At 61.6% G+C, this 25,037-nt stretch carries 22 protein-coding genes; 7 read left to right on the top strand and 15 right to left on the bottom strand.

All coding sequences use genetic code 11. The annotated features are described in order from the left end of the window. Window positions 1-163 precede the first annotated feature (163 nt). Entirely contained in the window at window positions 164-1,243 is a 1,080-nt protein-coding gene (locus FSY59_RS04230; protein WP_148728513.1) for an SDR family oxidoreductase, read from the bottom strand. Between the two features lie 73 nt (window positions 1,244-1,316). Between FSY59_RS04230 and FSY59_RS04225 the strand changes: the two genes are divergently transcribed. The 4 genes from FSY59_RS04225 to FSY59_RS04210 all read left to right on the top strand — a co-directional run bounded on the left by FSY59_RS04225 (window position 1,317) and on the right by FSY59_RS04210 (window position 5,019). After that, entirely contained in the window at window positions 1,317-1,703 is a 387-nt protein-coding gene (locus tag FSY59_RS04225) for a MerR family transcriptional regulator (RefSeq protein ID WP_003056030.1), read from the top strand. Between the two features lie 411 nt (window positions 1,704-2,114). Then, window positions 2,115-3,140: a tripartite tricarboxylate transporter substrate-binding protein gene (locus tag FSY59_RS04220; RefSeq protein WP_148728512.1), complete on the top strand. Its 1,026-nt coding sequence runs from the start codon at window positions 2,115-2,117 to the stop codon at window positions 3,138-3,140. Window positions 3,141-3,228: 88 nt separating this feature from the next. Next, the gene (locus tag FSY59_RS04215) at window positions 3,229-4,656 is read left to right on the top strand and encodes a M20 family metallopeptidase (RefSeq protein WP_148728511.1); all 1,428 of its coding nucleotides are present in this window, start codon (window positions 3,229-3,231) and stop codon (window positions 4,654-4,656) included. Between the two features lie 219 nt (window positions 4,657-4,875). Next, window positions 4,876-5,019 carry a DUF3149 domain-containing protein gene (locus FSY59_RS04210; RefSeq protein ID WP_003056033.1) on the top strand — a complete coding sequence of 48 codons (144 nt, stop codon included), beginning with the start codon at window positions 4,876-4,878 and terminating at the stop codon, window positions 5,017-5,019. A 447-nt stretch (window positions 5,020-5,466) separates the two neighbouring features. Here FSY59_RS04210 and FSY59_RS04205 read toward each other — a convergent pair whose 3' ends face one another. The 11 genes from FSY59_RS04205 to FSY59_RS04155 form a co-directional block, all read right to left on the bottom strand. After that, entirely contained in the window at window positions 5,467-7,704 is a 2,238-nt protein-coding gene (locus FSY59_RS04205) for a bifunctional diguanylate cyclase/phosphodiesterase (protein ID WP_148728587.1), read from the bottom strand. A 148-nt stretch (window positions 7,705-7,852) separates the two neighbouring features. Beyond that, a complete protein-coding gene (locus FSY59_RS04200; protein WP_029158440.1) occupies window positions 7,853-8,614 on the bottom strand; it encodes a GGDEF domain-containing protein in 762 nt (253 codons plus the stop codon). After that, on the bottom strand, window positions 8,615-9,004 hold the full coding sequence (locus FSY59_RS04195; RefSeq protein WP_003056039.1) for a DUF1987 domain-containing protein: 390 nt from the start codon (window positions 9,002-9,004) through the stop codon (window positions 8,615-8,617). It abuts the gene before it with no gap. Between the two features lie 34 nt (window positions 9,005-9,038). Beyond that, window positions 9,039-9,605 (bottom strand): SiaB family protein kinase, encoded by a 567-nt coding sequence (locus tag FSY59_RS04190; protein WP_003056041.1) that lies wholly within the window; start codon window positions 9,603-9,605, stop codon window positions 9,039-9,041. Between the two features lie 15 nt (window positions 9,606-9,620). Next, a complete protein-coding gene (locus tag FSY59_RS04185) occupies window positions 9,621-10,853 on the bottom strand; it encodes a SpoIIE family protein phosphatase (protein WP_043372250.1) in 1,233 nt (410 codons plus the stop codon). A gap of 595 nt (window positions 10,854-11,448) precedes the next feature. Further along, window positions 11,449-12,543 carry a porin gene (locus FSY59_RS04180; protein ID WP_148728510.1) on the bottom strand — a complete coding sequence of 365 codons (1,095 nt, stop codon included), beginning with the start codon at window positions 12,541-12,543 and terminating at the stop codon, window positions 11,449-11,451. Window positions 12,544-12,646: 103 nt separating this feature from the next. Then, window positions 12,647-13,444, bottom strand: coding sequence for a CoxG family protein (locus FSY59_RS04175; RefSeq protein ID WP_148728509.1), 798 nt, complete (start codon window positions 13,442-13,444; stop codon window positions 12,647-12,649). Beyond that, a complete protein-coding gene (locus FSY59_RS04170) occupies window positions 13,434-13,913 on the bottom strand; it encodes a (2Fe-2S)-binding protein (protein WP_003056048.1) in 480 nt (159 codons plus the stop codon). The genes FSY59_RS04175 and FSY59_RS04170 overlap by 11 nt, the downstream gene beginning before the upstream one ends. Then, a complete protein-coding gene (locus tag FSY59_RS04165) occupies window positions 13,910-14,791 on the bottom strand; it encodes a xanthine dehydrogenase family protein subunit M (protein WP_003056049.1) in 882 nt (293 codons plus the stop codon). Before FSY59_RS04165 ends, FSY59_RS04170 begins: the two co-directional genes overlap by 4 nt. Continuing rightward, window positions 14,784-17,090 (bottom strand): xanthine dehydrogenase family protein molybdopterin-binding subunit, encoded by a 2,307-nt coding sequence (locus tag FSY59_RS04160; protein ID WP_148728508.1) that lies wholly within the window; start codon window positions 17,088-17,090, stop codon window positions 14,784-14,786. The genes FSY59_RS04165 and FSY59_RS04160 overlap by 8 nt, the downstream gene beginning before the upstream one ends. 115 nt (window positions 17,091-17,205) lie before the next feature. After that, a complete protein-coding gene (locus FSY59_RS04155; protein ID WP_003056053.1) occupies window positions 17,206-18,189 on the bottom strand; it encodes a tripartite tricarboxylate transporter substrate binding protein in 984 nt (327 codons plus the stop codon). Between the two features lie 178 nt (window positions 18,190-18,367). On the opposite strand from FSY59_RS04155, the gene FSY59_RS04150 reads away from it, so the two are divergent. Beyond that, the gene (locus tag FSY59_RS04150) at window positions 18,368-18,892 is read left to right on the top strand and encodes a MarR family winged helix-turn-helix transcriptional regulator (protein ID WP_003056055.1); all 525 of its coding nucleotides are present in this window, start codon (window positions 18,368-18,370) and stop codon (window positions 18,890-18,892) included. A gap of 553 nt (window positions 18,893-19,445) precedes the next feature. Here FSY59_RS04150 and FSY59_RS04145 read toward each other — a convergent pair. Further along, window positions 19,446-20,618 (bottom strand): FAD-dependent monooxygenase, encoded by a 1,173-nt coding sequence (locus FSY59_RS04145; RefSeq protein WP_148728507.1) that lies wholly within the window; start codon window positions 20,616-20,618, stop codon window positions 19,446-19,448. Window positions 20,619-20,761: 143 nt separating this feature from the next. Between FSY59_RS04145 and FSY59_RS04140 the strand changes: the two genes are divergently transcribed. Continuing rightward, a complete protein-coding gene (locus FSY59_RS04140; RefSeq protein ID WP_148728506.1) occupies window positions 20,762-21,733 on the top strand; it encodes an AraC family transcriptional regulator in 972 nt (323 codons plus the stop codon). 85 nt (window positions 21,734-21,818) lie between these two features. Here the strand turns inward: FSY59_RS04140 and FSY59_RS04135 are convergent, their stop codons facing one another. Beyond that, complete coding sequence (locus FSY59_RS04135) at window positions 21,819-22,040, bottom strand: SlyX family protein (RefSeq protein ID WP_003056058.1); 222 nt, start codon at window positions 22,038-22,040, stop codon at window positions 21,819-21,821. Further along, window positions 22,037-23,233: a PLP-dependent aminotransferase family protein gene (locus tag FSY59_RS04130; RefSeq protein ID WP_148728505.1), complete on the bottom strand. Its 1,197-nt coding sequence runs from the start codon at window positions 23,231-23,233 to the stop codon at window positions 22,037-22,039. The genes FSY59_RS04135 and FSY59_RS04130 overlap by 4 nt, the downstream gene beginning before the upstream one ends. A gap of 299 nt (window positions 23,234-23,532) precedes the next feature. Here FSY59_RS04130 and FSY59_RS04125 point away from each other — a divergent pair, with 299 nt between their 5' ends. Then, window positions 23,533-25,032, top strand: a complete 1,500-nt coding sequence (locus tag FSY59_RS04125; RefSeq protein WP_148728504.1) for a collagen-like triple helix repeat-containing protein — start codon at window positions 23,533-23,535, stop codon at window positions 25,030-25,032. Window positions 25,033-25,037: the final 5 nt, after the last annotated feature.

The following is a 25,037-nucleotide window of genomic DNA, read 5'->3' as shown; positions in this document are numbered from 1 at the left end:
AGCCGCGGATATTACAGCGCCCTGCCCGATGCAGCCTGGGCTGACCGATGTTGCAGCGCATCTGATGGCGCTCGCTGCGGCATGCCCTGGAGCAGGCTGCCCCAAGTGCATCAGGGGTGTGCATCCCACTGCCGCCAGGGTTTTTGGTCCCCGAAGCAGGCAATCAGTGGGCCTTGTCCTCGGCCAGACCGCAGGCGCTGACGAACGCTGCCGTGTGCTGCAAGGCCCGGCCTATGTCCGGCTTGGCGATCCCATGCCGCATGGCAAATTGCTCCAAGGCCATCGTATCGAAACGGGTGGTCTGTATGAAGTCCAGGGCTTCGGCGCTGGTATTGAGGTAACGCGCGACCGCAGGCATACGCAGCAGCAGCCTCAGCAATGGCAGCGGAACATGATGCCTGGGAGGCTTCAGGCCCATGGCTTGCGCAAGCTCTGCCAGCAGCTCTCGCAAGCTGGGGGTCTGGGCGTCAATCGCCAGCAACTCCTGGCCCGCCATGGCAGGATCGAAGGCACAGGCCGCCACCAGCTCGGCCAGGTGATCCACGGTCACTAGCGGCAGCCAATGCTCGGCCGTCCCGGGCACGGCAACCAGCTTGCCCTGCGCAAGATTGCGTATCAGCGCCACCAGTGGCTGAGCGCCGAGAATATGGCCGCTGCGGCTGTGGCCACACACCGTGGCGGGGTGGATCACAGTCATCTGCGCGTCCCTGGCAGCCATGAGCTCCAGGGTCGCAAAATATGCCTCCAGCTTGCTTGCCTCATAGGCACCGACCTGCCGGTAGACGGCTGGCCAGTTTGTCAGCTCCGGCCGGCGAGGATCTATGCCTATGCGTTGCAGATGGTCATGGTTTTTCACCATATAGCCACCTACCATGACCAGGCGGCTGTTTTGCCCGGCCGCCAGCAGCGCCACGCGCTTTGCCCCCTGCACATTCACAGCGCGAGCCTGCTTTTGTGAAAGCCCCCAGGCGAAATGGGCACCGAGGTGGAATACGACCCGGGCCTGCTTCAGCACCGCCTGGTCGGTAGGACCAATCCCCAGCCCTTCCCTTTCCAGATCGCCGGCAACCGCAAATATCCGGCTTGCCGCCCCTCCCAGCTTGTCGACCTGCTCGCGCAGTTCGGCCAGACGCTCGGGCTGACGCATCAGGACTCTGACGTTGTGAGCTTTCGCACTCAGGTTCGCCAGCAAATGTTGACCGATGAAACCGGTCCCCCCCGTGACAAAGCACTCCGCACTCATTTCCCCGCTCCTTGGTTTGGTGAGGAATCAAATGTAGAGTGTCGACCTCACTCTATAGTCAAGCGGTATTTTCATGAGAATCGGCGAACTCGAAACCCGCAGCGGCGCCAGCCGCCACACCTTGCGCTACTACGAGCAGATCGGCCTGATCTCGCCCATGCGGCAAAGCAACAACTATCGCGCCTACACCGCGCAAACACTGCAGGACCTGGACTTTATCCAGCGCGCCCAAAGCATGGGGTTCTCGCTAGCGGAAATAGGCCAGATCCTGGATGCGCAGCGGAACCAGACTATCGATTGCGCCGAGGGTGCCAAGCTCATCGAGAAAAAGATGGCGGAAATCCGGCAGAAAATCGCCGACCTCAAAGACATCTATCGGTATCTCGGCGAAGAGCGGGCAAACCTCGAAGCCAGTGCGGCCAGGCAACTTGAACTGAGGCAACTGAGCGCATCGAACTGAGCTGTCGCCATGCGGAAGACGCTGCCGACCGGCCTCGAGCCCGCCCTGGCGTTTTCTGTCATCTTGCGCCTATGCACAGGCAGCCACTGCCGCCAGTCGGAGACGGGGGGCCGGGGCTTCGGCACATCAGGAACAGCCCCCGAAACTGTGCTTGCAAGACCGCAATCGGTCCCGTCCTGCGTGGCACAGCGCAGCTTGCAGCCGGCAAGAAGCACAGGGTTTTCGCTAGGTAGCGTCAACTCTCCCACAGAGAAGCTCGCATCAGATATCGACAACGCTTATAGCTACAGGCAAATAGCATCTACTGCCAAGGCTCCGGAATTTCTATATTTCATTTCCATGACGGCAGAACTTCGTGAACAGCACTGATGGTGTGGACACGGCTCGGCCGATATCTTTCAGGAGCCTTCCATGCCCATCTCTTCACGCACCCGCAGCTGCACAAAGGATCTCACCGGCCGCTTCGGCCTGCTCTCGCTGGCTGTGGCCGGCGCCTTGTCGGCCCTGCCTGCCTCGCGGACGCTGGCCGCCGATGCCTACCCCAGCAAGCCCGTCAAGCTCATCGTGCCTTTTGCGGCCGGCGGCTCCACCGACATCGTGGCCCGCGTGATTGCCGAAGGCATGCGAACCACGCTGGGGCAGCCTGTGATCGTGGACAACAAGGGCGGCGCCGGCGGGCTGATCGGCAGCGAAGCCATTGCCCAGGCCGCTCCCGATGGCTACAGCATCGGCATGGCGACCGTGAGCACGGCCACCATCAATCCCCTGCTCTACCAACGCGCCAGCAAGATCGAAGGCAAGCTGCTGCCGGTGGCCAATCTCGTGACCATGCCGTCGGTCTACATGGCTCACCCCAAGATGGGCGTGAACAACTTCAAGGACTTTCTCGCCAAGATCAAGGCCCAGCCTGGCGCCTACAGCGCCGGGGTGCCGGGCCTTGGAACGCTGGGTCATCTCATGGTTGCCTCGTTCAACGAGACCATGAAGACCCAGATCCAGATCGTGCCCTACCGCGGCAACGGCCCTGCGCTCAACGACGCCCTGGCCGGAATGGTTCAGATCATGACCGACCAGTTGCCCTCGGCCATGCCCCAGATCAAGGGCGGCAAGCTGCTTCCGGTGGTCGTCGCTTCGCATGGCCGCTCGCCCGATCTGCCCAATGTGCCGACCTTCAAGGAACTGGGCTACGACGAACTCAATGAACTCGGCATCAGCTGGTTCGGGCTGGTCGTCCCCGCCAACACACCGGCCCCCATAGTCAAGCAGTTGCAGGACGCGGCCTTCAAGGCCGTGCACCTGCCCGAGGTGCAAAAGCATCTGAAGAATCTGGGCGCCACGGCTACCGAGACGGCACCCTCCCAGTTCCCGGCCCAGATTGCCGCTGAACTCAAGCGCAACAAGGCCCTGCTCGACAAGGCCGGCGTCAAGCCCGAATAAGAGCTGGCTCAGCACCGGTCGCAAACCTCGCCCGGTTGCCTGCTTTTCACACCCTGTCTTCTTCACCACAGCTCAAGGAGCCTTTGCCATGCAAGCGATGAGCGCCCTGCAGGATTTTTTTCAACGCGAGACACCACGCATGACGACTTTGGCTGACCAGATCTGGTCGCTGGCCGAGTTGCGTTATGCCGAAAATGCTTCGGCCCAGTTGCACAGCAGTGCCCTGGAGCAGGCTGGCTTTCGCATCACGCGTGATGTGGCTGGCATTCCCACCGCCTTCATGGCCGAATGGGGTGATGCTGGCCCGGTCATTGCCTTGCTGGGTGAGTACGACGCCCTGTCAGGTCTGAACCAGCAAAGCGGTGCTCTGGTGTGCACCCCATCCATCGACAGCCCTGGTCTGGCCGGCCATGGCTGCGGCCACCATCTGCTGGGCACTTCGGCACACTTTGCCGCCATTGCGCTGCAGCAGCATCTGAAACGCACAGGCCTGAGCGGACGCGTTCGCTACTACGGCTGCCCGGCCGAGGAAGGCGGCTCCGGCAAGACCTTCATGGCCCGCGCTGGCGTGTTCAATGATGTGGATGCCGCGCTGACCTGGCATCCGGCCAGCTACACCGGTCTGTTCAGCCAGAGCACGCTGGCCAATATCCAGGCCAAGTTTGTCTTCCATGGCAAGGCCTCGCATGCTGCTCACTCGCCCCACCTGGGCCGCAGCGCCTTGGATGCCGTGGAGTTGATGAACGTGGGAGTGAACTATCTGCGCGAGCACATGCCCTCGGACGCGCGCGTGCACTATGCCATCACCGATAGCGGAGGTCTGTCGCCCAATGTGGTGCAGGCGCGCGCCGAGGTGCTCTACCTGGTTCGGGCAGCGCGCAATCACGAAGCCGCCGAACTCTATGAACGCGTGCAGAACGTGGCTCGCGGCGCCGCGCTGATGACGGACTGCAGGCTCAAAATCGTCTTCGACAAGGCCTGTTCCAACCTGTTGCAAAACAGCACGCTGAACAGCGTGATGTACGCGCAGATGCAGGCACTGGGACAGTTGCAGGCCGATGCGCAGGCACATGCAGTCGCCGGCCAGTTCCAGGCCACGCTGGACAAAAACGATGTCGATGCCGTCAGCCGTCCGCTCGCCAGCGTGCTGCGCGGCAGGGTGCCGGCCATTTTTGAAGGTCTGACGCCTTATGACCCCGATGCCAGCGACATCATGTTCGGCTCCACCGACGTAGCCGACGTGAGCTGGATCACGCCCACGGTTCAGGCCTGGGTGGCCTGCTATGCCTTTGGCACGCCTCTGCACTCCTGGCAGATGGTGTCGCAAGGCCAGTCCGGCCTGGCTCACACCGGCATGGTGCATGCTGCAAAAATTCTCACGGCCACCGCCGTGGAGTTGTTGGCCCGGCCCGAACTGCTGGAGCGCGCCAAGGAGGAGTTGCTGCAACGTCGTGAAGGCAAGCCCTATATCTGCCCCATCCCCGCCGAGGTAGCCTTGCCTTTTCTGCGCAAGTAAGAGAGAAGAGAGCCCCACGTCCCTGAAAGCGATCACAGCACTTCGCTTGCCAGACTCCCTACGGGCGTCTGGCAGGATTGATCGTTCATCCTGTACTCCTGCTTGCTCTGCCTCAAAGCGACGGCTGCCAAAGCTTGATGCAGCACAAGCACTCCGGCGGCCCCAGCAGCCATAGTGAGCCATGCCCGCAAGACTGCGGAGACTCAACAGGGAGGAACCATGAAGCTGATGATCGATCTCTTTTCCACCGACTACGGGCTGATGAGCCTGGCCGTGATTGTGCTGATTATCGTCATGGCCGCGTTCTTCACCCGCCTCTTCCTGGGCAAGATGAAAAACGTTGCAAACACCCCGCTGGAATAATCGCGATCCTCGCTGCATGCTGCGTATGTACTGCCTTGAGTTGCTGGCGGGATAACGTGAATTGAACGCAAAAAACCGGAGACCTCGCTATTCCCCGGCAATTTACATATCCAGGACGAGTGAATCAGTGCAAGCACTCTCAGCCCCTCTTGCAGGGGCTTTTTCTTGCCTGGAGTTTCTGCGGATGGGTGTCGAAGACTTGGCGATGGTGTTTCAAGGCATTCTTGAATCTCTACGCGTCAAGGAGCAAGAGTCGATCAAGAGTGCCTGGGGCATTTACTTACCGAAGAAAATCCAGCGGCAGTGCAGCGCGCAGCAAAGCCCCCTGCACTTCAGGCTTATCGCCACGATCCGCCATGCCAGCGGCAAACACCGCGTTGGCCGCATAAAGACCGACAGCCCGGAATGCCTGTGCGCCAGCGCACAAGCAGGAAGAAAGTGCCAAGGTCAAGCGCATGTTTGCCAGTCCCTCTCTCGCATAACATGCCTTGACGAACCGCCTGTTGCGGGGAGGATAGCCACTGCCGATTCTTCCGCTCCGAACGCGGCGACACCTCGTGGATCAAAGGAAAGTTCAACCGGTGGCGCCATCAGCTGGTTGCGACTTTCTGCGTCTGCATCGAGGCAATGCGCCTGAAGCCATGCCAGGAGCACGTCCTTGTCCATGGGCTTCGCGATGTAATAGCCCTGTCCTTCATAACAATCCATGGCGAGCAATGCCTGGCACACGGTGGCGCCCTCGATGCCTTCGGCCAGCACGCTCAACCCGAGCTTGCGACCCAGTTGAACGACCATTTCCGCTATCCGTGCGCCGTCCGGTTCGCCAAGCTGACACACAAAGGATCGGTCAATCTTGATCCGATCCAGAGGAAGCTGCTCCAGATAGCTCAGCGAAGAGTACCCGGTGCCAAAATCATCGATGGCGATGGAGACGCCCTCTGCCCTCAGCGCCGACAGCGTTGATTTCAGCAAATCCGTAGGAAGCGCCGCCACGGATTCGGTGATCTCCAGCTCCAGATGCTCCCCTCGCAAACCGCTGCCGGCAAGTGCGGCGCAGACCATATCGAGAAATCCTGGGTCCTGAAGCTGCACCGTCGAGACATTGACGGCGATGCGCTGCGGCGCGACTCCTGTATCCAGCAATTCGCGCATCGCTGCACATGCGGCCATGAGCACCCATTGGCCAAGTGCCACAATGAGACCCGAGTGCTCGGCAACGGGGATGAACTTGTCCGGAGGCACGAATCGGCCATCCTCTGTACGCCATCGCAGAAGCGCCTCAATTCCAACGACGCTACGCGTCACCAGGTTGAGCTGAGGCTGGTAGACCAGAAACAGCTCCTGGTTCTCGATCGCCTCTCTGAGCTCGGACAACAGCAAGGCACGAGATCTCGCCTCGGCCCCCATCTGGTCGGAGTACTGCAGCTCCTGACTGCGGTGATCTCGCTTCGCACGCTTGAGTGCAATCGTGGCATCCTTGACCAGGTCCGCCCCTGCTCGAAACTCTTGAGGCAAAAGCACATAGCCACAGGTGAGCGAGACCTTGTAAGGAGCCCCATCAATACTCAGCGGTTGGCGCACGCACTCCAGCAGACGCCTGGGCTGCACCTGCGCGATGGCCCCCAATACCCCGAAGGTATCCGCACCCAGCCTTGCCAACAGCACATCGCCTGGCAGCACATCTTCAAGACAGCGAGCAACGCGCTCCAGCAGACGGTCCCCGAACAGATGCCCCATCAGGTCGTTCGTAGCACTGAAATCGTCAATATCGATCAGCGCCAGAATGTAGTCGTGCAGGCCTTGTCTTGCGCATTCATCGACTGCCTCGACAAAATGGGCGCGATTGGGAAGATTCACCAGAGGATCATGATAGGCACTCTCTTTCAGGCGCCCGAGCAGGCCGCGGTTGTGCAGCAATGTGCTCAGATTGGCACAGAAGACATCCAGCAGTTGCGGATGCAGCACGGCATGATGCCTGGGCACGTCGATAAACACCGCGAAGTTCTGTCCATCGTCGTGGCCGATATGCAGTGCCAGTCCGCCAGTCTCGCCGTAGACATTGCAGCGGCCCTCAACGGCCTTTCTTAGCAAGCCCAGCTCTGAGGTCTGCGGCAACAGCTCCAGAGGACACCCGATCAGCTCGGAGAATCGGCCCGTTGCCGCCTGCACGAAGTAGCAACCGTCGGGATTGGCCAACTCCTGGGCACAAACCACACCCACTTGTGCAACCTTCAGCAAAGCCGCCAGTTGTGTCAGTACGCCGGATGCGAATTCGTAGCAATCCTTGATCTCCAGCAGAGATGCACTGGATCGCAGAACATGCTCCAGGTCGCCTCGGCTTGTGTCCGCCGCGCACAGCTGCCTGTAGGAGCGAACTGCCGTGGCAACGATGACGTGCAACCGATCAGCAGTCAATTCCGCTCTAGTTCTGTAGTCACTGATGTCATTTTCAATCAGCGCATCGAGCCCGGGCTCCTGCCCCGGTTGGCCGGAAAGAAGAATGATGCGGGTATTGCGCAGGGCCGCAACATGACGTATGAAATGCACCAGATCGATTCTCACGCCCGCCCGCTCCATCGCAAGATCGAGTATGACCACGGCCAGGTCGCTTTCGCTCAAAAGCAGCTGTCTTGCCTCGTCGCCAGAAAACGCATTCAAAAACAGCAGCGGGCGCTCGAACAGCATTTGAGCCTGCAGACAAGCACCGCTTGCCGCATGAACCTCGGCATCGTCGCTCACCACCAGGATGCGCCACCTCGGCCCAGACCCCGGATCCACGCTGGGCGTCGCATCGGTGGCGACCGGGCGTGAGTGCTCCCCCCCTGGTGCTGGCTCAGGTCTCATGCTCGAGAGACTGCATGGAACAGGACGAGAGGCAGACCTGATTGCGCCCGCCACGCTTTGCGACATACAGCGCTTCGTCAGCGAAGCCATACGCGCTGTCGAAATCGCCGCCCGCAGGTGCCCAACTCACGCCAAAGCTGGCGCTGACACCGCTTCCATCGGGCAGATCGAAATCACAGATTTCAATCGCGCGCCGGAGATCCTGTGCAAGTCTCTCGGAAACGTCCGCACTCTGACGAGGCAGCACAACAGTGAACTCTTCACCGCCGACTCGGCCGATCTGCGCTGAGGAAGGTACCACGGCCTGAAGACAGGCAACAACGCCGAGGATGACCTTGTCACCCGTCGGATGACCAAAACTGTCGTTGATTCTTTTGAAGTGATCGATATCCAGCACGATCAGTGAAAGATCGTCATGCACGAAGTACTGGTTCACCAGCTCGATAACGGCAGCTCGGTTCAGGACACCCGTCAGCGTGTCGTGCGTGGCCCGGTGTTCAAGCTCCGCCGCCAGATCCTGAAGCCGGGAATTCAACTGATTCATCTCCAGCTCCGCGCGATCGCTGCGCCGCACCAGTCGGCGCGTTTCTCGCAAAAGCCTTTCGTATGCAAGAAGCAAGTCACCCAATGCCTGTCTGCATTGAGTTGGCGCTGTGCAGGCGCAGACGGCATGTGCCGCTCGCGCAGTCAACAGAGCCTGATTCTCTGCTTCAAACAGATCTGGCGACGCTGTAGTGCCAGGGCTGTCCATTCAGGTTGCTCCAACTGGATGGGCGACAAACTCGAGAGCGGGAAAATCCTCGCTGAGCTCCTGCCCGAACTCGAGAATCGTGTCGTCTTCTTCATCGTGATACCAGTTGAGCACCACGCGATTACCGGCCTCTGTGCAATTGCTCAGAGCCTCTATCAAATTGAAGAGCATTTTGGTGCTGGAGCTGTTGAAATACGCCAGCGCAATATTCACTTCGATCCTTGTCTCTGTCTGAGCGGACAAGTAGTCCTTGAGCCGAGAAATGATGTCGCTGTAGAAAGCTGCAGCATTTTCCGGATAGGACTCGCCACGCATGCTCAAGGTATGCGCATCAAAAATGAAATCCACCTCGGGAGAGCTGGGCGTTGGGGCAATGTAGAGGTTTTCCATCAGTATTCTTTATTCGTTGACGGTCTCGCCGTGCCTATATGGCCGCCTTAAGGTAGAAAACCGGCGAGTCGCCAGACTCTGCGTCGAAGTCGAACTCCAACGGTTCCCTGGCATCCCGGGCAACGGTCAAGAAACCCATGCCCGCACCCTTGCTCCCCTCAGGCGTCTCCTCGCGAAGTGTCTGTCGATAGGCTTGCTTGATCTCTTCAAGCGTCATGCTCCGCAGTGCATTCAATTTCACCCGCAGCGCTTCGGCCATCAGTGGCTCGATAGGATTGGCGCAAAGCAGCAAAAAGCTGCCGTCCTCCTCTCGACGAATGCAGACCGAGCCATGACGTAGCTCCCCGTTGTTCAGACTGGAGGGAGTCAGCGAATCAGCTGAGTAGTGAATGATGTTCTGCGCCATCTCCACAAACGAGGAAAACAGCTTGCGTCGGGTTGGAGCGGCAACCCCGGCAACTTCAAGCTGCAACTTCACTGCATCGGCCATAGCCGCAACGATGTGCTGCGAGAAATACCCGACGTAGTAGAAAATGACCTGGTGCTGACGCGCCAAATTGAAGAAGGATCCGTACTTCTCGGCAATCATGGGGGAAGGCATATATGGGCCTTGAGACTAGGTACGAAAACAGAAAAAGGTCAGATCGTCGCGGCGGTGGTGTTCACCTTGCCAGACACGCAGAGATTCGAGCAAGGCCATATTGATCTCTGAAGGAGACTTCTGCCGATGCTCAAGCAGTGATTCCCGCACCCGGCGCTTGCCAAGAGCGATACCGCGTGGACCGCCGATCTGGTCAATCAGTCCATCGGTGCTCACAAAGACAAGCGTGCCGCGGGGAAGGCTTACCTCCTGGTTGAGCCAAGCGAAATCGATTTCGCTGTCGACATAGCCGACTCCCTTGCGCTGTCCCTCCAGCATCTCAACAGTGTCCGTATCGGGACGCAGCAGGAACATGGACAGCCGTGCGCCCGCAAAGCTCAAGCGCCCGTTCACGGGCTCAAACCAGAAGCAGGCCGCATCCATGCCATCGTCGGAGCCAGGCGTTGCATCCTGACCGTTCATCTGACCCAGCATCTGCTTGATGCTGCGATTGACATGGCCCAGCAGGCTGGCGGGGTCGCGAGGCCCGTTCTGCGCTATGGCCTGGTTGAGGCTGGTGGAGGCAATCAGCGTCATGAAAGCACCGGGCACGCCATGTCCCGTGCAATCGGCCACGGTCGCGAACCAGCCATCGGCATCGGTACTGAACTGGTAGAAATCGCCACCGACGATATCGCGCGGCTCCCAGACCAGATGAGCTGCGGGACAGGCTCTGGCGAGCGCATCCAGGGAGCTGCGAAGTGTCGACTGCTGAATCACGCTGGCATATTCGATGCTGTGCATGATCTGGCGATTGCGCGAAGCCTGCATATCCGCCACCACGCGCATGAGTTGCAGCCCATTGCCGGTTCCGGCAAACGCGCCATCGCGGGTGATGATGAAGCCGTCGGAAAGTGCCTTTTCGCCGTATTCCACGGTTCTGAAAGTCAGGGCATCGATGTCCAGAGCCGCGTCCACGATCAGCGGCTCTTTGTCCATGAATGCGATACAGCTCTTGCGACCATAGAGTTCCATGCGGAACTGCTTGCTCATCTGCGACAGGAAGATGTTACGGTTTATGAGCCCGATGGGCTGTTTGCCCTCAACAACTGGAAGACTGACAAGGTCACGGTAGCGGTTGAAAACCTCCATGACTTTCTCATTCGTATCATCGGTCGTCATGCACGGGACCTCGGTGCAGAGATCGGCAGCACTCGGTGGACGAAAGCGTGGCCGGAAGTCGCTCAGATACTCGGAGATTTCAGGCATGCAGCATCGCCAAGGGAATTGTTGTGAGTAAATGTTACGCACGCTATATGGCGATTTCATGACAAAGCAATGGTGAAGCCATTTCACTGACACATTCAACAGTTCACAGCAAGGAAACGGCCTCCTGCAGCCTCTGTGGAGTTTCAGCAAAGACGCTTTACAGCGCAGGTTGAGTGCACACGTGATCAAAGAAGATTCCAGCCTTGAACGCTGCATCGAAGCATCTTGCTTGTGACTGGAATCAGCGCCATGTGACTTCCGTTCCCCTGCATCCTGTTCTAGGCGGTATCGTCATCGGCACTGTTGTGTGGACGTTCGATGCCTGCCGCTATACCGGGCCGGCATTCCAGACTTTGTGCGAGTGCTTGGCTAGCCCAATCAGCCTTGGCTACTACTGGGCAAGCTGCTGCTGACGATGACCTGCATCGGCAGCGGCTTCAAGGGAGGTGAGGACACTGCACTGTTCTACATCGAGCCGCACTGGGTGCCACGAAGCAACCACCGCCTGGCATCAATGTGTCAAGATTGCTGCATCTTCTCAAGAAAGCGAGTGCAGGCCACCAGGCTTCCTGCACTCGCCTGTTTAGTTCTGAAGTCAGAACGTATGGCGCAAGCCCGCGCCAAAGCCCGTCTGGTTCACGCCCGGCATTGGCGCTCCTCCAGCCTGAGCGCTGCTGGCTCCAAAAGCCGCATTGCCGCTGTTCTTCATATAGCCCAGCGAGGCATAGACTGCCGTGCGCTTGGAGAGGCTGTAAGTGCCACGCAGCACCATCAGCTGCCCCTTGTCCGCGTTGTCCTTGTAATTGAGCTGGTTGTACTGGGCATCCAGCGTCCAGGGACCCATGGGGTAGCTCACACCGACAAACCACAGGTCATTGCGCGGTGAGGCGATATATCCGTCGTTCTTGCGACGCATAAAGCCGGCACCAATCCTGGCGCCGCCCCACTTGACATAGCCATTGAGCATGCTGCGCTTGTCGGTCTTGTCGCTGCTGCTCAGTCCTGCGAAAGCGCCGGGGCCGCCACGCAGCTCGTCATGGGCCAATGCGGCACCCCATGTCGCGCTGTCGTACTTGAGCATGGCCGACCACTCGCGGCAGGTCTTGGAGTCCGTACTGCTCTCACCTGCGCAGTTGGTGCCTGAAGGACTGGGGCCGGCATTGACGGCATCGCGCCCAAAGCTATAGGTCGCGCCAATGGTCAGGCCCGAAAACACGCCTTTGTAGGAAATCGCATTGTCGGCGCGTGCATTGGGGAAGTAGCTGTCCAGGCTGGCCATGCTGTGCAGGCTCGGGCCGATCACATCGGCATCGAGCACGGACCAGAACAGCATGGTGTACTGGCGGCCCAGGCCCAGCGAACCCCAGGGTCCGTTCAGGCTGACGAACGATTGGCGGCCGAAACCGCGTCCGCCCTGGTTGAGCGCGCCGCTATCAGGGCCTATGCCCATCTCCAGCGTGAAGGATGCGCTCAGGCCGCCGCCCAGATCCTCGCGGCCGCGAAAGCCCAGGCGCGAAGGAACGCTGCCCGAGAGATTGGGCATGCGCGTCAAGGTGGAGCGGCTCGCGCCCACATGATCCATGGTCTCGACGGCCGTGTCCATGATGCCGTAGATCTGCACTGACGATTGTGCATGGGTAAAACCTCCCGCCCCTAGTAGCGCGACAGCGCCTGCTATTTTTTTCAGCATGAATGTCTCCAGTTTCCAATTTCGTTTAGTTATTTGCATGCGTGGCTTGATGCGATTTTTTTTGAGGTCTTGAGCCTCCTTCCGGGTCTAGGGAGAAAAGCGCTTACTTCTGCAGCGACCTGAGCCATTCCCGACATTCGGATGCAGCCGCGACAGGCCACTCGACACAGATCGTCTTGTCCAGCTGACGCACCTCTACGCGTATGAACTGGCCGGAGTTGCGCGTGTTGCGAGCAGTGCCGAAGATGCGCGACCACCAGCCGGCATCAGGGCTTGCGTCCTCGGTGCTGGCCGTGACGATCGCATCCATGGGATCTCGCGGAACCGGGCCGGGAACCGGCGCCGGTGCAGGATCGGGCGCAGGAGCCATTTCGGGCCGGGTGACGGCCTGCCTGGCCACAGCAGGCGCAACCGGCGCCAGCGAAGCCGCGCTGGGCACATCGAGAGCCAGGCCACCAGCCTCTATGCGCGCCGCCAGATTGCTGCCGAACTCCTCCCACAGGCGATCGGCCTTGGTCTTCATGACCGACAGGCCGAAGGCGCCCAGGCGGCCCAGCACGTCGACATTGACCTTGATCCGTAGATCGGTGCCGCCGTTGGCAGCAGGCGTCAGAAACACTTCGCTGGTCTGCTTGAGCGAACTGGCCACCGACGCATCCTCGCCCGTGCCTTCGACGCGCATGTATTCCGGAGCCTTCTGCTCGACGAGCCTGGTCTTGAGCTTGAACTTGGCGCTGATGAAGGAAATCTTCTGGTGCATCTCCGCCACGTATTCCGTGGGACTGATGACCTCGATGGACTTCATTCCGGGCACGGCGCCGGCCATGATCTGGGGATTGAGAAGCAGATCCCAGACCTGCTGGGGAGGAGCTGAAACGGTCAGGGTTTTTTCAATTTCCATGATGCATCTCCTGTGCTGCATGCAGCACGGACTCGACGATTTGGGTGTAGCCGGTGCAGCGGCAGAGATTGCCGCTGAGGCCGTGGCGCACTTCCTCGCAGCTGGGCTGGGGCGTGTTCTTGAGCAGGTCGCAGGAGGCCATGATGAAACCCGGCGTGCAGTAGCCGCATTGCAGGCCGCCGCACTGCATGAAGTTCTTCTGCAGGGGGTGCAGTTGGTCATTGGCGGCCAGCCCTTCGATGGTGGTGATGCTGCGCCCATGAACCTGCACGGCCAGCATCAGACAGGATTTGATGACTTCACCGTCCAGCAGCACCGAACAGGCGCCGCAGGTTCCGGTCTCGCACCCCCGTTTGGTGCCGGTCAGATGCAGGTCATCCCGCAGGAAATCCGATAGCAGTCGCCGTGATGCGACTTCGGCACTGTGCGATTCGCCGTTGACCTGGCATTCGATGCGATGCGTGCTCATGCGGCAACTCCTTCATTGATATCGATTCCGAACAGCATGGACACCGTGCGGCGGGTCACCACGCCCACCATGGCGCGGCGGAACTCGCTGCTGCCGCGCAGGTCCGAGACCGGCTGGATGTCCTCGGCCACGATGGCGGCGACTTGGGCAGCAAGCTGCGCATTCAAGGTCTTGCCACGCAAGCAATCCTCGGCGCGGCGCAGCCTGGTGGGAACGGGCGTGGATGCGCCCACGACCAGACGTGCCTGATGGCATATCTGCCCTTCTCTTTGCACGACCAGGGCCACGCTGACCAGGGGCCTGTGTTCTGCTGCCGTGCGCAGAAAGCGCGTGTACTCCCCCTGGGTGCCGGGCGCCTGCAGCGGAACCCGGATTTCCAGCAGCAGCTCGTCGCTCTGCATGGCCGTGGTGTAGTAGTCGACCAGGAACTCTTCCATCGACAGCACGCGCTCTCCGCGTGTGCTGCCCAGAACCACCGAGGCATCGAGGGCCATGAGGCAGCCGGGCGGGTCCGTGGAAGGGTCGGCATAGCAGAGATTGCCGCCAATCGTGCCCTGGTTGCGCACCTGGGGATTGGCCACCTGGGCGGCCATCCGGGCCAGCACCGGTGCATGCGCTTTCACGAGCTCGGAGCGAGCCACATCGATATGGCGGCTCATGGCCCCGATACGCAGACCTTGGCGCGGATCGAAATCGATGCCATGCAGCCGGGGCAGCCTTGCCACCGAGATCAGGTGAGTGGGCGCAAGCATGCGTTGGCGCATGGCCAGCATCAAGGCTGACCCGCCCGCAATAATGCGTGCATCGTCGCCGTGATCGGCCAGCATCTGGCTGGCCTCCGCTACCGAGCTGGGCTCCGCAAAATCAAATTCACGCATGGCTTGCTCCTTGCCGCTGCTTGTCGCGCCATGCAGCCAGCACTTTTTCCGGGGTGATGGGCAGATCGGTGATGCGCACGCCTATCGCGTCATAGACGGCGTTGGCGATGGCTGGTGCGCCTGGCAGGATGGCGGTCTCGCTGGCACCCTTGGCGCCATAGGGGCCGTTGGGATCGGTGGACTCCACCAAGCCGCCGCGCAGCATGGGAACCGCATCGGCGGTGGCCATGTTGTAGTCCGCGAAATTGCCGTTCGCCAGGCGTCCGCCCTCATAGTGCAGTTGCTCATACAGCGTCCAGCCTATGGCCTGAACGGTGGCACCATTGGTCTGGCCGTGAATCGCAATCGGGTTCAGCGCCTTGCCGCAGTCGTCGGCGACATAGCTGTCGATGACGCTGACCTGGCCGGTCTCGATATCCACTTCGACTTCGACGGCCTGGGCGGCGTAGGAGTAGGCTGCGGCGATATTGCCGTAGAGCTTGTCGTCATGCATGACGGTCTTCGGGTCCCAGGTCCCGGTGACCTGGATGCCACCGCCACCATGGCGCCAGATATGCTGGCGTGCCAACTCGGCCACGGTGCTGCGGCGTTCCGGCTCGGCGCTCACATAGACCGCACCGCCTTCCAGCGTCAGCGCATCGGGCGGCGCATCAAGGCGCTCGGCAGCCAGGCTCAGCAACTCCTGGCGCGCCTTGCGCGCAGCGATGATGGCCGCGTTGCCGCCCGACATGGTGACGCGTGAAGCCAGAGTGCCCACTGCCACCGGAGAGACATCGGTATCGGGCGCAAGCACATGAATATCGGCCAGAGGCAGGTCCAGTTCATGGGCCACGATCTGGCTGAGCATGGTGCTCGCCCCCTGGCCCATATCGCATTCGCCGCTGATGAGAAAGACGCGACCGTCTTCGTTGATCTTGATGACCAGCGTCGATCCGTCCCAGTTGCCGATGGTGCGGTTACCGCTCACATGCATGGCTGCGGCCATGCCCACACCACGGCGCTTGGTGCCCGAGGCCTTGGCCGCTTGGCGCTTGCTTGACCAGGCGATGGCTTCGGTGGCCTGGTCTATGCACTCCAGCAGCCCGGTGCTGCCGATATGCCAGCCATGGATCGAGACTTCACCGGCCTTGAGCGCATTGATCTTGTGCACCTGCACCGGGTCCAGCCCGAGCTTCTCCGCCATGGTGTGGATATGGCTGTTGAGCGCGAACTGCATCTGGGTTCCACCAAAGCCACGGAAGGCGCCGCGCGGCGGATTGTTGGTGTAGTACAGCGTCGCTTGCGAGCGCACATTGGGATTGCGGTGCATATTGTCGCTGCGCATGGCGCTGACATGCATCACATCGCCGGCAAGGCCGGCATAGGCGCCGCATTCGGCAACAATGCCCACCTGCTTGGCGACTATGCGGCCGTCCACCTGCATGCCCAGCTTGAGAGTGATGCGCTCCGGCACGCTGGCACATGCTGCCTGGAAGTCCTCCAGCCGGTTGTTGACCAGCCGCACCGGGCGCCGGGTATGCAGGGCCAGCAGGCCGGCCAGCAACTGGTTGTCGTCCTCCACGATCTTGCCGCCGAAGCCGCCTCCGGTAGCGGCCTGAATCACACGCACGCGGGAAATGGGCAGACCCAGGGTCATGGCCACCTGCATGCGCACCAGATTCACGGCCTGGGTCGAGGTATAGAGCACCAGCCGGCCATCGGGGTCCAGCGAAGCCACCGTGGCCATGGGCTCCATATAGCCGGGGTACTGAGAATGCGTGGTGTAAGTGGCTTCGTGGATCAGATCCGCGGCGGCAAAGCCTGCCTCCACGTCACCGCGCTCGAACTGGATATGCTGGGCCACATTGTTGCGTCCCGGGTGGATGCCGAAGGCCTCCTCGTCCATGGCCTCCTCGGGCGTGAGAATGGCGGGCAGCTCCTCGTACTCGACCCGGATCAGATCCAGCGCATCGCGTGCAATCTCGTCGGACACGGCGGCCACGGCAGCCACTTCCTCGCCACAATAACGCACCACACCCTTGGCCAGGACGGCTCGTTCCTTGTGATGCGCCCCCCAGAGTGTGGCAGGCGCATCCTCACCGGTCAGAACCGCCTTGACGCCAGGCAGCGAGCGCGCCTCGGCAGTGTCTATGCGAACGATGCGCGCATGCGGGTAAGGGCTGCGCAGAACCTTGCCATGCAACATGCCGGCAAGCTTGAGATCTCCAGCGTAGACGGCCCGGCCAAGCACCTTGGCCTTGGCCGTTACCTGCGGAGTGTCCATGCCCAGCGTGGATCGAGATGAAAGAGCAGATGTCATATCCGTGCCTCGCGGCAGAAGGCCCGGGTCGCTGCGGACCCCGGGCTTGTGCCACGTCAGTCAAATAGAGGTCAGTTCGAATCGCCCAGGCCTGGGCCTGCGCGATTGCTCGGTTTCACTCGGCCACGATGCCGAGCTCCTTGATGGCCTGGCCCATCACCATGTACTCGCGTTGATTGAGATCGCTGAGCACCTTGGGCGATCCGCCCGCAGGCAGGGCGCCGAAGACCGCGAGCTTTTCCACGACTTCGGGCTCTCGCAAAATGGCATTGAGGTGCTCGTTGAGCAGATTGATCACCGCTGGAGGCGTCTTCTTCGGCGCGAAGAAACCGTTCCAGGCGCCGACCACCACATCCTTGTAGCCCAGCTCGGTCAAGGTCGGCACGGCGGGTGCAAGCGATGAGCGCCGGGTATCGCCTATGGCCAACGCCAGCAGCTTGCCGGAGTCCAGATACTGGCGCACCGGTCCGAAAGTGACCCAGGCGGTATCGACATGACCGGCCACGACGTCCGTCACCGAGGGCCCGACGCCGCGGTATGGAACATGGGACAGCTTGACGCCAGCGGCCTTGTTCAGCCATTCGCCGGCGATGTGCATGGGCGAGCCGGCACCGGGACTGGCATAGGAGACGGTGGCTCCACTCTTGGCCCTGGCAATCAGCTCGGGCAGGCTTTTGACACCGAGCTTGGGGCTTGTGACCAGCACCAGGGGCTGTGTGGCAGTGTTGATGATGGCTTCGTAGCCCTTGAGCACGTCGTAGGCTGCAGCGCCCGACAGCTTCATGACCAGGGGCGCGGTGGTGAAGGGGTTGGGAGTGAACAGCAAGGTGTAGCCGTCGGCACGTGCACGGCCCACCATGCCGTTGCCTATCGCGCCGCCAGCACCCGGACGGTTGTCGATCAGCACGGTCTGCTTGAGCCTGTGGCTGAGCTTGTCGGCAAAGAGGCGGGCGATTGCATCGGTATCCCCGCCTGGCGGGTAGGACACGATCACCGTGATGGGCTTGCTCGGATAAGTCTCTTCAGCAAGCACCGGCTGCGCAAGCAGCGTGCCGCAGGCAAGCGCGGTAAAGCAAAACTGGCGTCTATCAACTGACATGGTCGCCTCTCCTTGGGCCGTGGGTATAAATCTGGTGCCTCGTTTCAATTGATTCATCAATGAAACATTGAATCGCAAGAGAAACAATAAACGGAGTTATACGCTTATAGTTGATCGATCAAATTGCCGTTTTCACTATTGACATCTGAATTTGTTATTTCTAATGGAACAATGGCGCATGAACAAGAAAACATGCGAAACGCCCTGGTCGCAGCTCAATGCGCAAGGCGACGGATTGACGGTGGACGACTTCATCACCACCTTGATGAGCCAGGTGGGAAATGCTCTGCGGCGCACGATTACCGTGCCCTATGCCGAGAAGCACGATCTGACAGTCTCGGAGTGGCGCTTGCTGGCCTTGATTGCCCACGCCAGGCGGCTGGCCTTCTCGGATCTGGTCATACAGTCCACTTCGGACAAGGCCCTGGTGAGCCGCGCTCTCAAGCGGCTGCAAGCCAAAGGTCTGGTGGATCTGCAGGGTGAAGGCAATACGCCGCGCAAGAAGATTTTTTGCCGGATCACAGAACAGGGCGAGACCCTGCATGCTCAGGTTATGCCCCTGGCGCGTGCCAGCCAGGCTGCCGCCATTCGGACCTTGCCCGAAGATGAGCGCAACGCCATGTACCGGGCCTTGATGCGCCTGCGTGCACATTGCGAACAAGCAGCCACCTTGTCCGCCGAGCAAGAAGCGGGTCTGGACTAAAGCGGGATGTAGCGTGTCGGGCAAGCGCCGAGAGACTGCTGCAAACCATGTACACGCCAGTGCCGGGGCCAGCAGGCCAGACCGCATAAGGCGGCCCAAGGTGAGTGACGAGCCAGGGACACCTATTTCAGGGCAACAGGTTCCGAAACCGCAGCTTTCGGCGCTGCATCTGAAGCCACCGGCCCTCGTTCGCCCGAAGGCCGTCCAAGCCTGCGCGCACATCCTCGCCCCACCCTCTCGCGCAAAAGGCAGCACTCGGCAAGTCCTGAAATGCCATGCCGTCAGACAAGAGGCCATGCCGTTGGGTGTAGAGCCTGCTTCCCGTCGCCCCAATGGCGCATGGCGCTGACGGCGTGCCCGCCATCAGGCTTTGACAAGGCACCAGAAGCCCGGACCGCAGCAAGGCATCGCGCCTCGCCATGCGGCCGTCCAGCGCCTTTGGCCAGATCTGGCCGCAGCGCAGGCCTGCATGCCACGGATTTCGCTCATGCGAGCTTGCAGGCATCTCAGCAGCACGCCATCGACCAGAACGGCTGCCGGGGGCAGCGGCCGCTCAGACCGCGCAGGCCGAGGTCTCGGACGGCAAGGCCACCTGCCAGGCGTCATAGCCGTAGACCCAGTCGGCATTGCCGCCGGCCCGCAGCCAGTTGTTGCCGCGCGAGCCGATCTGGATCTGGCTGGTGCGCTGCTTGCGCATGGCCTCGTAATTCTGCAGGGCTTGCGGCACGCCATCGGCGTCCTGCGCTGCATCGAGATTGCGCGCCAGCACCACGGCGTCCTCGATCGCCATGCCGGCCCCCTGAGCCATGAACGGCATCATGGGATGGCTGGCATCCCCCAGCAGCGATACCCGACCCTGCGACCATTGCGCAAGCGGATCGCGCTCATACAAAGCGGTCTTGAGCACGCTGTCGCAGGCATCCAGCAAGGCTCGCGCATGAGGGTGAAAGCCCGCATAAAAGCCGCGCAGCTCGCTTACGCTGCCTTCAGTGGTCCATGACTCCTCGTGCCAGGACTCCTGTGCCGTGGTGGCGAAGATAAAGGTGTCGCGCCCCTGGTTGAGCGGAAAGGTCACGATCTGACTCTCCGCTGTCGGCCCCCACCATTTGGTGAAGGCCCCGATATCGGGAACATGGCATACGCGCTCGGTAGGCACCACGGTACGGAACGCCACCACACCGGTAAAGCGCGGATTCTCGGCGCCGAACAGGGCGGAACGCAACACCGAATGAATTCCGTCTGAGCCGATCAGCGCATCCAGCCCCTCAACCTGCGTGCCGTCGGCAAATTCCACGGCAACGCCGGCATCGTCTTGGGCAATCCGGCTGACGCGTCTGCCGAACTTCACCTGCTCGCCGGGAAAAGCATCGGCCAGTGCAGCCAGCAGATCGGCGCGATGGATGGTGAGCTGCGGCGCGCCGTACTGGCGCTCGGCTTCGTTGCCCATCGTCAGGCGCGAGGTTTCCTCGCCGCTGTCCCAGTTGCGGCTGATGCGGTGCGTGGGACGGGCCGCCGAGGCGCGCACGGCCGCCGCGATGCCGGCACCCAGACCATCGAGAGCGCGCACGGCATTGGGCGTCAGATTGATGTCGGCCCCTACGCGCAGATATTGCTGGCTTTGCTCGAACACCGTCACCTGGTGTCCGCTGTTGTGCAGCGCATTGGCGGCAGCCAGGCCGCCGATGCCGCCTCCCACAATGCCTATCTTCAGTCCTGTCTTGCTCATGCTTGCTCCTTGATATGGGTATGGGTTTCTCGGGTCGGTCCATGCCGGCATCCTGATCCCGGTGCCAGCCAGTGTCGGCAAGAGCTGCTTCGGCGTGAAGCGCAGCACATCCTTAAAATGGCACAAATCGTCCCAAATCCTCCATGAAGCAAAGCAGCGACCATTTAAGCGATGTACTGGCCATCTGCCGGGCCGAGCGTGCGGTAACGGCGCGCTTTTTCCTGAACGCCCCCTGGGCGCTGGCCTCCGAAGGCGTGCCTGGCACCATGATCCGCATCGGCCAGGGGCAGCCATACTGGCTGCAGGTACGAGGCCAGGCTCCGGTACAGGTCATGCCGGGCGATCTGGTGCTGCTGCCGCTGGGCAGCCCGCATGTGATGGCCTCGGATCTGACGCTGCCACCGATTTCGTTCGCCCAGATGATCGAGCGCTTTGCCCAGGGTCCCAAGGACGAGAACCCGCTCACCTTCGAGCATGGCGGCAGCGGGGCCAGCAGCCGCATCGATTCGGTGCTGCTATGGATATCGGCCCACTGCCGCCACACCATCCTGCCCCTGCTGCCACCGCTGCTGCATATACCGGCACACCAAGCCGCACCGCCGGCCATCCTGGGCCATGTCCTGCAGACGCTGATAGAGGACTCGCTGGCACGGCGCCCCGGCTGGCGTCTGGCGGCAATGCGTCTTGGCGAACTGGCCATGGTCCATGTGCTGAGCAACTATTTCGCAGCACAGCAAGAGCGTGAACAGGGCTGGGTGCGCGGCCTGGCCGATGCGCAGATTGCCACGGCCCTGGCCGCCATCCACGGCAGCCCCAGCCATGACTGGACCCTGCAGACCCTGGCCAGGGAAGCCGCCATGTCGCGCTCGCGCTTTGCCGAAAAATTCAAGGCACTGGTCGGCGCATCGCCGATGGCCTATCTGCTGCAGCAGCGCATGGCCCATGCTGCCCAGCAGCTGGAATCGGGCCTGCCCCTGGTACAGGTCGCCGAGAATTGCGGCTACGAATCGGAGCGCGTCTTTGCCCGCGCCTTCAAGCGCTGGTGCGGCCTGCCGCCACGCGCGTACCAGCGCGAAAACCAGGCGCTCCGAAAAGAGTTTACGGCGCTCAAATAAGGCTCTGCTGCCGTTGCCGGGCAGAGCCACCGCAGGCATCTTGAATCTGCCGCAGCTCAAGCGGCAATTACAGGCACAGCCGCAGTCAGTAATGCGGTGGCAATTCGTCGCGCAGATTGCGCACCGCCGCACCGCCGCCCTCGGGCGCCTGGCGCTTCAGCTCCCGCACTTCGCCAATCAGCAGATCGATCTGCTGCTGCTGGCGATAAATCGTCATATTGAGCTGCTCAAGCAAATCCTCGGTGTAGCTGGCCTTGATCTCCAGCTCCATGATTCGCTCTTGCAGCGCTTCCTGGCTGTCGCTCATGCCTTGAGTGCCTTGGCAAGGCGGGCAATGCCTGCGCGAATCTTGTCTTCGTCGGCAGTGGCAAACGAAAGGCGGAAACTCGATGCGTCGGGGTTTTGCGCATAGAACGGAGCACCGGGCACAAAGGCCACGCCCTCTTCGATGGCCTTCTTTGCCAGCACTCCGGCATCCGCCAGCTGGCCACGAGCGCCCGTCAGACGCACCCACATGAACAGGCCGCCCTCAGGCTGCACGAACTCGATGGCATCGCCCAGTTGCTCACGCAGTTCATCGCCCATGATCTTGGCGCGCTTGGCATAGACCTCGCGTACATGAGCCAGGGTCTGAGGCATGACGCCGGACTTCAGGTACTGGGCGGCAGTGGCCTGGGCAAAGGTGCTGGTATGGGCATCGCTGAACTGCTTGCACATCACGGCGCGAGCCAGCAATTCGGGTTGGGCGATCAGCCAGCCGATGCGCAGGCCGGGGCTGAGCACCTTGGACAAGGAGCCGCAGTGGGCCAGCCACTCGCGGCTGCCGGGAACTTCGCGCGTCAGCGACAGCAGGCTGGCAGGTGGCGCCTCATTGAAGTACAGGTCGCCATAGGGGTCGTCTTCCACCACCAGCGTCTGGTACTTGACGGCCAGCTCCAGCACTTTCTTGCGACGCTCCAGGCTCAGCATGGCTCCGCTGGGGTTGCCAAACGTGGGAATCAGATAGACCAGCTTGGGCTGGTGCTCGGCAATCAGCTTTTCGAGCTCATCGGTCTTCACGCCATGCTCGTCCACAGGTGCGGAAATCACCTGCGCGCCATAGAGACGGAAGCACTGGATCGTGGCCAGGAAAGTCGGCCCTTCCACGATGACCTTGTCCCCCTCGCCCAGCATGGTCTTGCCCAGCAGGTCCAGTGCCTGCTGGCTGCCCGTAGTGACGACGAGCTGATCGGGCGCCACGTCAGGCACGCCCTTGCCGGCCATGAAGGCCGACAACTGCTCGCGCAGCGGCTGATAGCCCTCGGTCGCACCGTATTGCAAAGCAGCACCCGCCTCCTGCTGCAGGGCAGCGGCAGAGGCTGCGCCGATGCCGGCTACGTCAAACATGGCGCTGTCCGGAAAGCCCCCCGCAAAGCTGATGATTCCGGGCTTGCCCAGCAGCTTGAAGAGTTCGCGGATCGCAGAGGTTTCTACGTTATCGAGTCGTTTGGCAAATTGCATACGTTTTTTTGGTTAAAGCGCTACAGGAATCTCGTCGCTGCTTGAGCGGCAGGCTTCCATTGTGGCGCGCGAATCGCCCCAGAGACAGGAAGTGGCTTTTATGTAGGCGCTATTCCATGCAGCAGGTAATCAAACTCCTACCAATCTATTGAAGTTGATAGCAATTGTTAATTGCGCATAACTTCGTGTCTCAAACTTTGAATTGGACAGCGCCACGCCTCTGACAAGAACATACGCCTACCGATCCACGGACCGCGTATTTAACGGATTTTTTCACTTGTTTTTGGGATGGAGGATTTATGCGTACTAGTTTTACCAGCAAGGCCTTGTCTGCCGCTATCAACGGCAAGACCCCGTTAAGCCTGCGCAGCCTGTGTGCCGTGGCTCTGGTTGCCAGCCTGGCAGCCTGCGGCTCCAGCGGCTCCTTGCGCAGTGATCTCGGACCCGACGGCACCGGCGGCGGCGACGTGGTTGCCGGTGGTGGCACAGGTGGTGGCACAGGCGGCACGGGCGGCGGCACGGGTGGGGGCACGGGCGGCGGTACCGGTGGTGGCAACACCGGTGGCGGTGACGGCGGCACGGGCAATCCGCCCGTTGCAAGCACCCCGCTGACTCCCGTGCGCGAAACCGTGGCCGATGTCACAGGAACGCTGACCGGCACCACCGGCGTCATCAGCGATGTCAACAATATCGTGACCTCCACTCTGGGCACGGCCACCAGCGGCACGCCTCTGAGCGGCGTGGCCCAGCCTGCCAGCGGCATTCTTGGCAATGTGAACAATGCCGTCAACAGCGTCGGCAGTGGCGTCAGCGCGGGCCTGGGCCAGATCGGCAAGACGGCTGACCCCATAGGCACCACCTTGCAAGGCGTGGCTCCCGCCGTCGGCTATCTGGGCGCTGCGGTCACTTCGGCAGGCAAGACGGTCAGTGCGCTGGACACTCCTCAGCTTGGCGTGGTCGGCGATGTGGCGGGCCTGGCGGGCGGCACGGTGCAAATCCTCGGCACCACCGTTTCCGGCGTCGAAGGCACGGTGGCTCAGCTGACCAGCAATCCGCTGGTCTCGGGTCTGACCACTCAGGTCAGCCAGGTCGCAACGCCGGTGTTGAGCACCGTCCTGGGCACCACCCAGAATCTGGTTCAGACCACGGGCCTGGGCCAGCCAGTGAACAGCTTGCTGGGCACTGTGGGCGGTGTGGTCAATCATGTAGGAGCTTCCGTCACCAGCACCGGAGTTCCGGTTGTGGCTCCGCTGGGCGGCGTGGTTTCGGGTGTCGGCCAGACCGTGGCCGGCCTGGGTGGCGTGGTGACAGGTCCCGGCACACCTAGCGGCGGCCTGCTCGGTGGCGTGCTCGGCAATGTCACGGGCGGCGCCGGTGGCTCTGCCGGCGGCTCCGGCAATATCGTCGGCGGCGTGCTGGGCTCGGTCACGGGCCTGGTGGGTGGCGTGACTGGTGGCGTGAGCGGCGGCGGCAATGCCGGCAGCCCGGTTGCAGGCGCAGGCAATCTGGTCGGTGGCGTGCTGGGCGGCGTGACCGGGCTGGTCGGCGGTGTCGCAGGATCAGCAGGCGGAGCAACAGGAGGCAGCGGCAATGCCGGCACCGCAGTCACGGGCCTGGTCGGCAACACCGTGGGCACGGTCACCGGCCTCGTGGGCGGCGTGCTGGGCGGCGTGACCAATGTCACGGCTGGCGCAGGTGCTGCAGGTGGCGCAAGCGCCTCGGGCGGCCTGCTGGGCGGTCTGCTGGGTGGCAATCTGGCGCTTGGCCTGGGTGGTGGAGCGGTAGCCACCAGCAAGTAAGGGAA

This window comes from Comamonas sp. Z3 (genome assembly GCF_008121565.1).
Taxonomy (GTDB): domain Bacteria; phylum Pseudomonadota; class Gammaproteobacteria; order Burkholderiales; family Burkholderiaceae_C; genus Comamonas; species Comamonas brasiliensis.
The sequence above is the reverse complement of the archived record's forward strand: the minus strand, read 5'-3'. Positions and strand labels throughout refer to the sequence as shown.

Bases quoted from the DNA above. Each gene is read 5' to 3' on its own strand.
- FSY59_RS04230 (WP_148728513.1), bottom strand. From the start codon at position 1,243: ATGAGTGCGGAGTGCTTTGTCACGGGGGGGACCGGTTTCATCGGTCAA.
- FSY59_RS04225 (WP_003056030.1), top strand. From the start codon at position 1,317: ATGAGAATCGGCGAACTCGAAACCCGCAGCGGCGCCAGCCGCCACACC.
- FSY59_RS04220 (WP_148728512.1), top strand. From the start codon at position 2,115: ATGCCCATCTCTTCACGCACCCGCAGCTGCACAAAGGATCTCACCGGC.
- FSY59_RS04215 (WP_148728511.1), top strand. From the start codon at position 3,229: ATGCAAGCGATGAGCGCCCTGCAGGATTTTTTTCAACGCGAGACACCA.
- FSY59_RS04210 (WP_003056033.1), top strand. From the start codon at position 4,876: ATGAAGCTGATGATCGATCTCTTTTCCACCGACTACGGGCTGATGAGC.
- FSY59_RS04205 (WP_148728587.1), bottom strand. From the start codon at position 7,704: ATGCTGTTCGAGCGCCCGCTGCTGTTTTTGAATGCGTTTTCTGGCGAC.
- FSY59_RS04200 (WP_029158440.1), bottom strand. From the start codon at position 8,614: ATGGACAGCCCTGGCACTACAGCGTCGCCAGATCTGTTTGAAGCAGAG.
- FSY59_RS04195 (WP_003056039.1), bottom strand. From the start codon at position 9,004: ATGGAAAACCTCTACATTGCCCCAACGCCCAGCTCTCCCGAGGTGGAT.
- FSY59_RS04190 (WP_003056041.1), bottom strand. From the start codon at position 9,605: ATGCCTTCCCCCATGATTGCCGAGAAGTACGGATCCTTCTTCAATTTG.
- FSY59_RS04185 (WP_043372250.1), bottom strand. From the start codon at position 10,853: ATGCCTGAAATCTCCGAGTATCTGAGCGACTTCCGGCCACGCTTTCGT.
- FSY59_RS04180 (WP_148728510.1), bottom strand. From the start codon at position 12,543: ATGCTGAAAAAAATAGCAGGCGCTGTCGCGCTACTAGGGGCGGGAGGT.
- FSY59_RS04175 (WP_148728509.1), bottom strand. From the start codon at position 13,444: ATGGAAATTGAAAAAACCCTGACCGTTTCAGCTCCTCCCCAGCAGGTC.
- FSY59_RS04170 (WP_003056048.1), bottom strand. From the start codon at position 13,913: ATGAGCACGCATCGCATCGAATGCCAGGTCAACGGCGAATCGCACAGT.
- FSY59_RS04165 (WP_003056049.1), bottom strand. From the start codon at position 14,791: ATGCGTGAATTTGATTTTGCGGAGCCCAGCTCGGTAGCGGAGGCCAGC.
- FSY59_RS04160 (WP_148728508.1), bottom strand. From the start codon at position 17,090: ATGACATCTGCTCTTTCATCTCGATCCACGCTGGGCATGGACACTCCG.
- FSY59_RS04155 (WP_003056053.1), bottom strand. From the start codon at position 18,189: ATGTCAGTTGATAGACGCCAGTTTTGCTTTACCGCGCTTGCCTGCGGC.
- FSY59_RS04150 (WP_003056055.1), top strand. From the start codon at position 18,368: ATGAACAAGAAAACATGCGAAACGCCCTGGTCGCAGCTCAATGCGCAA.
- FSY59_RS04145 (WP_148728507.1), bottom strand. From the start codon at position 20,618: ATGAGCAAGACAGGACTGAAGATAGGCATTGTGGGAGGCGGCATCGGC.
- FSY59_RS04140 (WP_148728506.1), top strand. From the start codon at position 20,762: ATGAAGCAAAGCAGCGACCATTTAAGCGATGTACTGGCCATCTGCCGG.
- FSY59_RS04135 (WP_003056058.1), bottom strand. From the start codon at position 22,040: ATGAGCGACAGCCAGGAAGCGCTGCAAGAGCGAATCATGGAGCTGGAG.
- FSY59_RS04130 (WP_148728505.1), bottom strand. From the start codon at position 23,233: ATGCAATTTGCCAAACGACTCGATAACGTAGAAACCTCTGCGATCCGC.
- FSY59_RS04125 (WP_148728504.1), top strand. From the start codon at position 23,533: ATGCGTACTAGTTTTACCAGCAAGGCCTTGTCTGCCGCTATCAACGGC.